This is a genomic window from Bathymodiolus heckerae thiotrophic gill symbiont, from assembly GCF_900128515.1.
In the GTDB taxonomy this organism is placed as follows: domain Bacteria; phylum Pseudomonadota; class Gammaproteobacteria; order PS1; family Pseudothioglobaceae; genus Thioglobus_A.
Window position 1 is genome coordinate 1 of record NZ_FQTP01000051.1, and the last position, 11299, is coordinate 11299.

Consider the following 11299-nt stretch of genomic DNA (forward strand, 5'->3'; position numbering starts at 1 on the left):
ACTTTCATGTTTTCAGGGTCAACGTCTGGAGTGATGCCATGACCTAAGTTAAAGATGTGTCCAGTATCACCTTTAAACTGGCTTAATACTTTTTTAACCTCTATTCTGATAATCTCAGGTGTAGCGTACATAACTGCAGGATCTAAATTTCCCTGAATAGCAACCTGACTACCAATTTGGCGCTCAACATCACCAAGCTCAACTGTCCAATCAATACCTACGCCATCACAACCCGTATTGGCGATTTCAGTTAAATGCTTGCCACCGTTTTTACTAAACAAAGTAATTGGTGTATCTGGGTGTTTTGCTTTAACCCCGCTGACAATTTTTTGCATGTAGCTTAACGAAAAGTCCAAGTAGTTAGCTTTGGACAATACACCGCCCCAGGTATCAAATACCATCAAGCTATCTGCACCACTAACTACTTGCTGATCCAAATAAGCAATAACGCTATCTGCAAGTTTGTCTAGTAGCAAATGTAGCATTTTCGGATCATTGAATAACATCGCCTTAATTTTAGCAAAGGTTTTACTACTACCTCCCTCAATCATATAAGTTGCTAGCGTCCATGGACTGCCACTAAAACCAATTAAGGGTACGCGATTACCCAATGCTGTCTTGATGGTTGATACAGCGTCAAAAACATAGGCTAAATCGTTGTTAACCTCTGAAGGAATAGCCTCAATATCTGCCAGTGTTTTAAGTGGGCGCTTAAATTTCGGGCCCTCGCCTTCGCTGAAATACAAACCTAAGCCCATTGCATCAGGAATGGTTAATATGTCTGAAAATAAAATAGCCGCGTCCAAATCAAATCGATCCATTGGCTGCATGGTTACCTCACATGCCAACTCTGGATTTTTACACAAACTCATGAAGTCTCCAGCTTGTTGTCGAGTTGCACGATACTCCGGCAAATAGCGACCTGCTTGGCGCATGACCCAAATTGGTGTACGAGTTGTTGGCTTCTTTAGTAGGGCGTTTATGTAATCAAATGACATGGGGCTGTGTATAAAAAATGAATGCCATAATTATAACGATATTTGGTCAAAAATCTCATTCAATCGGGCATAAAAAAAGCCACATAAATGTGGCTTTTTTGTCAATCTATTAGGCTTATCTCTTGAATGCACCATAACGTGATTTGAACTTCTCAACACGGCCAGCACTATCCATGATTTTTTGCTTACCTGTATAGAAAGGATGACAGCTTGAGCAAACATCAAGATGTAACTCTTCCTTGCCAATAGTTGAGCGTGTGTCGAATGTATTACCGCATGAGCAAACTACTTTAACGGTGTCGTAATTAGGATGAATATCTGTTTTCATGTTCTTAATATTGTTAAATCTCGAAAGAGGACAAATTATATACTATTTGCACCTCAGCACTTTATTTTTTAGCAATTTGTTTTTATTTTTTTCTAAGTCGCGCTGCATTGCCAATAACAATGAGTGAACTGATCGGCATTACAATCGCAGCAAATAGCGGCGTAATCATCGCCATCATCGCTAATGGCACCATCAGTACGTTGTACGTTAGTGCAAAAACAATGTTTTGTTTAATGGTTCGATTAGTACGCTTAGCCAAATTAATCATCGTAATAATTGGTGACAATGTTGATTTTAATAACACTACATCCGCATGGTTAACCGACACATCGCTGCCCGATCCAATCGCCATGCTGGCATCTGCTTGAACTAGGGCAGGCGCATCATTCACACCGTCTCCAATCATTAAAACCTTGTGCCTCTTTTGTAACTGCTTAATATAATCAGCCTTATCCTCAGGCAAAGCCTGTGCAACAACATGTTCAATGTTTAAGTAATTGGCCACTTTTTGCGCAACTGCCTGACTATCACCACTCAAAATACTCACCTGCTTGCCTTGTGTTTGTAATTGCTGGACAACTATTTTGGCATCAGCTTTGATTTGATCTGACAATGCCACAAAGCCCAAGACACCTTGTGGCCCACTGCACCAAACACAACTCGCACCTTGACGTTCAATCTCTTGAGATTTTTCTAGCATCTGCTGTTTTACTTGCTGATCAACATCCACAAAAGATAGTCGCCCAACTTTGTAAGCCTGGCTTTCAATAGTAGCACTCACGCCTTGGCCTGGTATTGAATTAAATTCAGTAACAGATAAAAATTTATCACTATTTTTTGCCACAATGGCCTTGGCTAATAGATGCCCAGAACGCTTTTCAATACTGGCCATAATTTGAATCAAATCATCTTGGTCAGATTCTATCTGAGTAATTTTAAACTCGCCCAATGTAAGTGTGCCAGTTTTATCAAAAACCACCCAGTCGACTTGATCCAGTACTTCAAGCACGTCACTATTTTTAATCAACATTTTATCTTTAATCGCTGCACCGCTCGCCACAGCAATACTCATTGGCGTTGCCAAACCAAACGCACAAGGGCAAGTGATAATCAACACACTGGTTGCACTCAATAGTGCTAAATCAAAATCTTGTGGATACCAATAAATAAAAGTAGCTGTCGCCAAAAACAAAGTCACGCCAACAAAATACGGAATAATTTTATCAATACTACAAACAATTGAACTTTTATTGTGTTGGGTATTTTCTACCAAGCTCACAATTTTTCCTAAAACTGATTGTTTCAATGTTTTTTCGACTTTTATTTCTAACGCGCCTTGGCCATTGACTGAGCCGGCAAACACTTCACCATCCAAAACCTTGACAATCGGGCGCGATTCTCCTGTGAGTAAGGATTCATCCACCTCGCTAGTACCAAATACCACACGCCCATCAACCGGAATGCGCTCTCCAGGTTTGATCAAAACTCGGTCATTAATGTTAATCGCACTAATTGGGGTGATAATTTCTGCATCATCCTTTATTACTAAAGCAACTTTTGGTTGCAATTGTTGCAAAGAGCTTGAAGCAGAAATGGAAGATTTTTTGGCTGAGCTTTCTAAATAACGGCCAATTAAAATTACAAAGATAAAGTTCACAACCGTATCAAAATACACCTCACCCTTGGCAGAAAACCCTAGTAACACGTAAACTGAATAAAAATAAGTGGTTAATGCGCCAATACTAATTGGCACATCCATATTTATAACGCCATTTCTAAGGCCGTTATAAGCACTGGTCAAAAACCCAAGGCCGGAATAAAATAAAGTGGGTGTTGCCAACGCAAATCCAAGCCATTGAAAATAGTGATAATATTTTCCATCACTAGCGCCGGTATACATGGCGATTGAAATCCACAATAAATTCATCATCGTGAATGCTGCAAAACCTATTTTATAAAGCATGACTTTATTAGATTTATTGGCCATTTTCTCAGCCATATTTTGCTCATAAGGCATGGCACTATAACCCAACCCAGCCAAACGCTGCATAATATCTGACAGCTGAATATCATTCTCTTTCCAGCTAACTCTAACACGCTTATTGGTAAGATTTGCCCTAACCCAATTTACCCCGTCAAGTGAGCCAACGGCCTTTTCAATCAGCCAAACACAGGCGGCGCAATGAATGGTATCGCTAATCAAGGTGATAATTTTTTCACCTTCGTCAGCAGCTTCTAAAAAAGGCTGTTGAAATGCGGGTGCATCATAAAATTCAAGTGGATATTCAAGATCAACCACCGGCAAAATTGAACTGGTTTGCTGCTGATAAAAAGCACCCAAACCACTTTGATGGATAGTTTGACACACGCTAGAACAACCCACACAGCAGAAATCATGCGATAACTGATTAATATTAGCTTGAATGCGATTACGGCTGTTGACCTCTAGCCCACAGTGAAAACAAGTGTTGTCCATAAGTGGTAATTTTATTGTATTTAAAGACTTATGCGTTTACAATATGAATCAAGTTAAAAACGATTTTTTTTGTATGAAGCGCCTGCTATTATTAAGTTTATTATTTTTATTTGCCACACCCAGTGTTGCCAATGAACAAATCCGCCTTTATAAACAATATTTGGTTGGTATGCCAAAAACATTTTTACAAAAAGCACATGCACTAGAAGATTGTTCTGAGCGCTATGAACAAGGCACCTTGTGCTTACAAAAACACTCATTAGCCGGCGAAAGTGCAGAATTAGCTTTTCGCTTTCTAAGCGATCGTTTGGTGTCAGTTGTGTTGATGATGCCACTTAACGATGTTGGAAAAATCAAAAAAATGTTCCACGTACTTAAGACGCAATTTGACTTAGTGCTAATTGAAGATGGTGCCAATAAATTCGATATTTTAGAAGTTAGTGCTAATACTTTTAATAAAGATGAATTCACCAAGATGATTGCTGAATTTGAAAATGAGGCCTATCAAAAGTATAATATTAAATACACGTTTATTAGTAAAGATGAGTTTGTTATTCAATCAAGAAAATCTCGCAAATTCTCTGATATTTTCAAAGATGCTCCTCTTAAAATGCGCGCTGCTACTTACAACGTAGGTCGTAAAGATGGACAAGTTATTGGCACTATTAGCTTTATCGTGCCAGGTATTACCGAAGAATATTTAGATCAAAATCCTATTGCCGAAGACTTTTAAATGAGCAACATTCACGCCATTATTCTTGCAGCGGGCAAAGGCACGCGCATGAACTCATCCAAGCCAAAGGTTTTACAAACTTTATCTGACAACACACTACTAGGGCATGTGCTTATTCAGGCTAAAGCCATTAGTCAACAAGTTCATGTAGTTTATGGCTTTGGTGGCGATCAGGTGAAACAAACTATTAACGATGATTCAATCAACTGGGTTGAGCAGGCTCAGCAGTTAGGGACAGGACATGCCGTTGCACAAGCTGCGCCACATATTGAAGACGATTCAATCTCTCTGATATTGTATGGTGACGTGCCACTCATCAAGCAAGCAACACTAGAGCAACTCATTGATGCAGCAAACACCTCGGGGGTGGCTTTGCTATCTGTTGTGTTAGGCAATCCAACAGGCTACGGACGAATCATTCGTCAAAATAACATCATTCAAGCGATTGTTGAACAAAAAGACGCTAATGCAGAGCAATTAAATATTTGTGAAGTTAATACAGGCATTATGGCTGTTAACACCCAACTGCTTAAACAATACTTGGCTGGCCTAGATTCTAACAACGCCCAAGGCGAACTTTATTTAACTGATATTATTGAGGTGATCGTTAATGACAATAAAACCATTGGTTCAGTTGTTACAAAAGACGAGTTTGAAGTAGCCGGTGTTAATGACAAAGTGCAGCTTGCAGAGCTAGAAAGAGTCTTTCAAAAGAATCAAGCTATTGGTTTTATGCAGCAAGGCTTAACCTTAAAAGACCCCTCACGCTTTGATTGCCGTGGAAATTTAAGCTTTAGACAGGATTGTGAAATTGACATTAACACCTTGATTGAAGGCGAGGTTAGTCTAGGTAAAAATACGACAATTGCTGCGAATTGCACAATAAAAAACGCTAAAATTGGCGATAATGTGATTATCTTAACAAACTCTGTTATTGAGGATGCTGTTATTAATAATGGTGCATCCATTGGTCCTTTTACGCGTATTCGCCCACAAGCCATCATTGGTGAAAATGCCAAAATTGGCAACTTTGTTGAAATCAAAAAATCTACTATTGGCAAAGGATCAAAAGTCTCACACCTTAGCTATGTGGGCGATACCACTATGGGTGATGATGTAAATATTGGTGCAGGCGTAATCACTTGTAATTATGATGGCGTCAATAAACACCAAACCATTATTGGAGATGGCGCTTTTGTAGGCTCAGACTCTCAGCTAGTAGCCCCAATTACCATTGGTAAAAACGCCACTATTGGCGCAGGATCAACCATCACTAAAGACACGCCAGATGATCAACTAGTGCTTAGCCGCAGTAAGCAGATTATTATGAAAAGCTGGAAACGCCCAGTTAAGAAATAAATGTTCGTCCTGCCACGCAACGTCTGGATATTAACAGCCAGCTTATCACTGTTTATGTCGCTGAGTGTTTTTGTGATTTTCTTGGGCGGCATCATCGGTCAAACTTTAGCGCCAACTGACAGTCTATCCACTCTGCCCGTGGCATTATTAGTAGTTGGCACAGCTAGCTTTATTATTCCAATTAATCGATTAATGGCCATTATTGGTCGTCGTCGAGTTTTTCTAAGTATTTGCACTTACACAGTAGCTATTATTGCACTGGCAATCACTGCCCTACAAATTCAATCTTTTTACTTGTTTTGTTTGGCTACTTTTTTATTTGGCGCAACCACCGCAACCATGAATCAATTTCGTTTTGCTGCCATCGAAAGTGTTAGTGGGAATTTAAGTGCTACAGCCACTTCAGCAGTGTTGATTGGTGGCTTAGTATCAGCCTTTTTAGGCCCTGAAATTGCCACCTTGGGTAAAGACTTATTCGATACAACTTTTATCGGCTCATTCGTTATATTAAGCTCGTGTTTTTTTGTTGCCTTTGCACTCTTATGGTTTTATCAACAAACTAATATTGCAACCGAAGTGCAACATAACGACACTCGTCCATTGTCGGTCATTATCAAACAACCTGTATTTATTATCGCCATTTCTAGTGCTGCTGTTGGCTATGTGGTGATGAGCTATTTAATGACAGCCACACCAATGAGCATGCATGTGATTGATGGGTTTTCTTTAGAGCAAACCAAGTTTGTGATTCAATCACACGTAATCGCCATGTTCTTGCCGTCTTTATTCACCCCGTTTATTGTGAAATGGCTGGGTGTTAGCAGAATGATGCTTACTGGTGTGGCCATCTACTTTGCCTGTGTAGTCTTCGCTTATTCAGGCCATGCTCTTAACAACTATTGGATAGCGTTAATACTATTAGGATTAGGCTGGAATTTCTTATTTATTGGTGGCACCAGCTTATTACCTAGAGCTTACAGCGACAACGAAAAATTTAAAGTTCAATCTTTAAATGACTTTCTAATTTTTGGTATTCAAGCCTTAGCTTCATTATCAGCTGGCTGGTTTGTTTTTAATTACGGTTGGGAAATGGTACTACTCTCTGCTGTACCATTACTCATTGTCCAGTTACTTGTATTATTATGGTGGCTTAATAATAAATCCGTTTAGTTTTTTATCCTGCCAAAAAATTTGGAAATTATTGAAATGGCATACTTTGAGTACGGAAACTGACGCAGTAATTATGAAAAAGTACTATTCTAAAATTGGATGCCTTCGATTTCGGCTATAGTATGGATGTCCTTGTCACCACGCCCCGAAAGATTAATAATAATATTTTTATCTTTTCCAAGTTTTTGTGCCAATTTAACGCCGTAAGCAACTGCATGAGAAGACTCAAGCGCAGGCAAAATACCTTCAACTCTAGTGAGCGTATGAAAGGCTTCTAGCGCTTCTTTATCCGTAATAGCTACATACTGCGCACGACCAGAATCTTTTAAATAAGCATGTTCTGGACCAACACCTGGATAATCCAAACCAGCAGAAATAGAGTGGCCTTCAATAATTTGACCGTTTTCATCTTCCATCAAGTACGTTCTATTGCCATGAAGTACGCCAACACTGCCTGCACATAAAGGCGCGGCATGCGCTGTAGGGCCTTTATCAAGGCCATGACCTGCTGCCTCTACACCGTATATTTCAACAGACTCATCATCAATAAATTCATAGAATAGGCCAATAGCATTTGAACCGCCGCCCACGCAAGCCACCAATGCATCAGGCAGTCCGCCAACTTGATCAGCGAATTGGACTTTGGCCTCTTTACCAATAATTGATTGAAAATCACGCACCATCATTGGATAAGGATGCGGGCCAGCAACTGTACCAATGATATAAAACGTATCATCAATGTTTGTTACCCAATCACGCATGGCTTCATTCAGCGCATCCTTAAGTGTTTTTGAACCCGAGGTGACTGGAATAACCGTTGCACCTAACAACTTCATACGAAATACATTCAGCGCTTGACGAGCGACATCCACCTCACCCATATAGACCACACACTCCATGCCCAATCTTGCGGCAACCGTTGCGGTGGCAACGCCGTGTTGACCTGCACCCGTTTCAGCAATAATACGAGTTTTACCCATGCGTTTAGCAAGTAGCGCCTGACCAATAGCATTGTTAACTTTATGTGCACCGGTGTGGTTTAGATCTTCACGTTTAAGGTAAATCTGCGCACCACCGAATTTTTTACTTAGATTAACCGCATGATAAAGTGGCGTTGTGCGCCCAACATAGTGCTTTAAGTCATGTTCAAACTCAGCAATAAATTCTGGATCATCTTTGTATTTTTCATACGCTTCTTGCAATTCGGTAACCGCTGTCATCAAGGTTTCGGCAATAAATTTTCCGCCGAACTGCTCAAAGTGCCCTTTATCGTCTGGTAGATTATATTTCTTTGTCATTGTTTTTTTATTGGAAATGGTTTGTTTAAAATAGATAAATACGGCTGAAAAGCAAACAATCTATTACGTTTATTTTTAGTGCGTTCTTTTAAGATGTTCATTTTAACAAGGTCATCAACAACATGTTTAGCAGTTGTTGATGACACGCTCAACTTTTCTTTTGCTTGGCCCACACTAAGAAAGGGTGTTTGGAATAATTCGTTGAACAACCTTAAATTATTACTAGATCGGTTGCCCGATTCATTTTGTATTTTTTTAGTTAAGTCGCTCTTTAGGTTCATAATTTCTACTAAAGTTTCAATACTGTGCTCGGCAGTTTGCTCTACGCCCTTTAAAAAGAACATAATCCAATCAGAGAATTCATTTTTTAATCTGGCATTCATTAGTTTCTTATAATAAGCACCCTTATTAGCCTCAAAAAACGCAGACATATAGAATAAAGGTTTTGACAGCGTTCCCTTGTTAACGAGATAAAGAGGTATTAATATTCTACCAATTCTACCATTGCCATCTAAAAAAGGATGAATAGTCTCAAATTGGTAATGAATAATGGCAATTTTAATAATATCTGGCACAGAATTTTGTTTATGTAAAAAATGCTCCAGATCTGACATTAATTCAGATACCAAATTTTGGTGCGGAGGAATAAATTCGGCACTGTCAATACTTGTGCCGCCAATCCAGTTTTGTGAGGTACGGAATTCACCTGGCATTTTATTCTTGCCTCTGCCAGAGGATAGTAAAGTTTTGTGCATTTGTTTAATAAGACGAACGCCAATAGGCAATTCGTCTAATTTTTTAATCGCATTTTTTATTGTATCAATATATAAAAAAACTTCAAGCCAATCATCCTTTTGTTCCATATTGATGTCATTCTCAGTTTTAAACGCATCATCTAATTCTGCTTGTGTGCCTTCTATTTTGCTTGATTGTGTTGCCTCATTGTTAATGAAGCTCATGATAAATAGGTCAATATCTGGCACCATTCTTGCCATTGCATTAAGCTCACCTAATAATCTTGTTGACTTTTCTAGTTGAACCTGTAAAGGCCCGCTGTCGATTTCAAAACTGTGATTAATAAACTCAGGTAAAAAATATTTGTAATGGTAGGCATCGATAGATTGAAACCTTCCTGCTTTAAATGTAGATATTCTCATTACTCGCCTTTAATTTTTTCTTATTTTACTTTTTTACCATAAGGTGAAATAAAGAAACCTATATTTTACTTTTTCGCCATAAGGTGAGATATGGAATCTACCTTATATTGGATATAAATTGCTTTATTTTAGCAATATCTTTCACGCCTGACGCGCTTTCCACGCCACTAGAAGTATCAACTGCGTACGGATTAACTTGGGCAATAGCATCTGCAACATTTTCAGTATTTATTCCGCCCGCTAAGATAATTGGCAAATCAATATCTAGTGTTTTGACGCTGGCTAAAGACCAGTCGAATTGCTCTCCTGTACCACCATAGGCCTTGTCGCTGAATGCGTCTAATAGCAAGCCGCTTGCCTGATGGTAGTCCTGCGCCATTTGAACAAGATTGGTTTTTTTATTCATGCGCAACGCCTTAATAAATGGCATGGCATATTGTGCACATTGCTCGGGCGTTTCATCGCCATGGAATTGCAAGGTATCCAATGGCACCTCGCATAATACTTCATCAATAAAGTGCGAATCAGCATTAACAAATAAACCCACTCTATTAATAAAGGGTGGCAACGCTTGGACAATTTCCAACGCTTGATCAATATCAACATGTCGCGGAGATTTTTCATAAAAAACCAGGCCAATTGCGTCAATACCCAACATCGCAGCATCGCGTGCATTTTGTGCTTGAGTAAATCCGCAAACTTTGATTTTCATTTATTTTCCTTCAGCGTCTAATTTTGCTCTAATGGCATCACGATCAACCCACCAATCTTCACCTACCAGTTGATCGATTGCACTAGAAAGTTTAGATAAGAAAACTTCTGGCTTATCTAGTTGTAATGTTTTACGCCATAAGTCAAAGGTTGATTGATCTGAAACATGAGAATGCTCATCTGCAACTGAGGCAATCATCTGCGAGGCAAAAAAGGTTAGGTCATCGTCTGTGCCACGTCGAACAGAGACAATATAATGCGCTACTGCAGCAGCATAGGCTTTCGTATCGGCACCCTTGGGAGACTCTTCTACCAAATGCTGCAACATAGCCACGGTAATTTCAGCATCAATTGGGAAGGTAACACCCAGCCATAGTGCGTGACCTAATGCCTTTAATGCATCTGGACCTTCAGACAAGAACATAGCATCACAAGCTTCTATTGCTAATTCCCAAAGCTCGTTTTCTTTAGCCAGATCAAATGCTGTCATGGCTTTTTCCCATGCATCAGCACCCTTATAACGCTCAACTTGAATTCGTGCAATTTCCAGCAAAGTATTGATTTTATCTTCAACTGGTGTATCGGTAGTTTGATCCATCAGTTGCTTTTCGAAAAAATCTAGACGGGCAACTAACTGCTCTTCATTGGCGTACATATCTTCGCCATCTTCAGCATCAAAAATTTGCTCTTTGTTTAGGTATTTTCCCATGATTTATCCTCTAGTAAAAGGCCGCTTCTAAGCGATCTTCCCAATTATCTGGTACGTCCTGGTAGTCTGGCTTAACATCCATACGGAAAAAACGCTCATCGGATGATTTAGCAATAGCTCTAAATGTCACGACCAACTCCTCAAAATTATCTATTTGAGGGTTGCCGATCATTATTTCACTGATTAATAACATAGCAATTCTTATTTAATAATGGGTCATGACAACTTAAGCAACTCTTTTCTGAACATTTCAAGCAAAATCTTATAAAGATTTTGCTTGCGATTATTGAATCTAAATTCACATTCTTTCAAGTGTAGATTAAACATATTTTTATTCATTCCTTTAAATTTTACCAGCCT

General features: G+C 39.2%; 11 protein-coding genes and 1 pseudogene. 3 read left to right on the forward strand and 9 right to left on the reverse strand.

Annotated elements, in window-relative coordinates; genetic code table 11:
• From hemE to BTHERMOSOX_RS07155, 3 genes are all read right to left on the reverse strand, one after another.
• A partial coding sequence (gene hemE, locus BTHERMOSOX_RS07145; RefSeq protein ID WP_138120413.1) for a uroporphyrinogen decarboxylase occupies window positions 1–998 on the reverse strand: 998 nt, incomplete at its 3' end.
• A gap of 115 nt (window positions 999–1113) precedes the next feature.
• On the reverse strand, window positions 1114–1326 hold the full coding sequence (rpmE, locus tag BTHERMOSOX_RS07150) for a 50S ribosomal protein L31 (protein ID WP_138120414.1): 213 nt from the start codon (window positions 1324–1326) through the stop codon (window positions 1114–1116).
• Window positions 1327–1408: 82 nt separating this feature from the next.
• Window positions 1409–3802 carry a heavy metal translocating P-type ATPase gene (locus tag BTHERMOSOX_RS07155; RefSeq protein ID WP_138120415.1) on the reverse strand — a complete coding sequence of 798 codons (2394 nt, stop codon included), beginning with the start codon at window positions 3800–3802 and terminating at the stop codon, window positions 1409–1411.
• 73 nt (window positions 3803–3875) lie between these two features.
• Between BTHERMOSOX_RS07155 and BTHERMOSOX_RS07160 the strand changes: the two genes are divergently transcribed.
• From BTHERMOSOX_RS07160 to BTHERMOSOX_RS07170, 3 genes are read left to right on the forward strand one after another with little or no spacing between them, the layout of a single operon-like run.
• A complete protein-coding gene (locus tag BTHERMOSOX_RS07160; RefSeq protein ID WP_249360641.1) occupies window positions 3876–4535 on the forward strand; it encodes a hypothetical protein in 660 nt (219 codons plus the stop codon).
• The gene (gene glmU / locus BTHERMOSOX_RS07165; protein ID WP_138120417.1) at window positions 4536–5894 is read left to right on the forward strand and encodes a bifunctional UDP-N-acetylglucosamine diphosphorylase/glucosamine-1-phosphate N-acetyltransferase GlmU; all 1359 of its coding nucleotides are present in this window, start codon (window positions 4536–4538) and stop codon (window positions 5892–5894) included. It abuts the gene before it with no gap.
• Complete coding sequence (locus BTHERMOSOX_RS07170) at window positions 5895–7064, forward strand: MFS transporter (protein ID WP_138120418.1); 1170 nt, start codon at window positions 5895–5897, stop codon at window positions 7062–7064.
• A gap of 89 nt (window positions 7065–7153) precedes the next feature.
• Here BTHERMOSOX_RS07170 and trpB read toward each other — a convergent pair whose 3' ends face one another.
• The 6 genes and pseudogenes from trpB to BTHERMOSOX_RS07200 form a co-directional block, all read right to left on the reverse strand.
• On the reverse strand, window positions 7154–8362 hold the full coding sequence (trpB, locus tag BTHERMOSOX_RS07175) for a tryptophan synthase subunit beta (protein WP_138120419.1): 1209 nt from the start codon (window positions 8360–8362) through the stop codon (window positions 7154–7156).
• Window positions 8359–9519, reverse strand: coding sequence for a Fic family protein (locus BTHERMOSOX_RS07180; protein WP_138120420.1), 1161 nt, complete (start codon window positions 9517–9519; stop codon window positions 8359–8361). The genes trpB and BTHERMOSOX_RS07180 overlap by 4 nt, the downstream gene beginning before the upstream one ends.
• A 97-nt stretch (window positions 9520–9616) precedes the next feature.
• A complete protein-coding gene (locus BTHERMOSOX_RS07185) occupies window positions 9617–10231 on the reverse strand; it encodes a phosphoribosylanthranilate isomerase (protein WP_138120421.1) in 615 nt (204 codons plus the stop codon).
• Window positions 10232–10939 carry a hypothetical protein gene (locus BTHERMOSOX_RS07190; RefSeq protein WP_138120422.1) on the reverse strand — a complete coding sequence of 236 codons (708 nt, stop codon included), beginning with the start codon at window positions 10937–10939 and terminating at the stop codon, window positions 10232–10234. It lies immediately after the preceding gene.
• A gap of 10 nt (window positions 10940–10949) precedes the next feature.
• Window positions 10950–11132, reverse strand: coding sequence for a sulfur relay protein DsrC (locus BTHERMOSOX_RS07195; protein WP_138120423.1), 183 nt, complete (start codon window positions 11130–11132; stop codon window positions 10950–10952).
• A gap of 23 nt (window positions 11133–11155) precedes the next feature.
• A pseudogene (locus BTHERMOSOX_RS07200) lies at window positions 11156–11299 on the reverse strand (IS1595 family transposase); the annotation flags it as partial.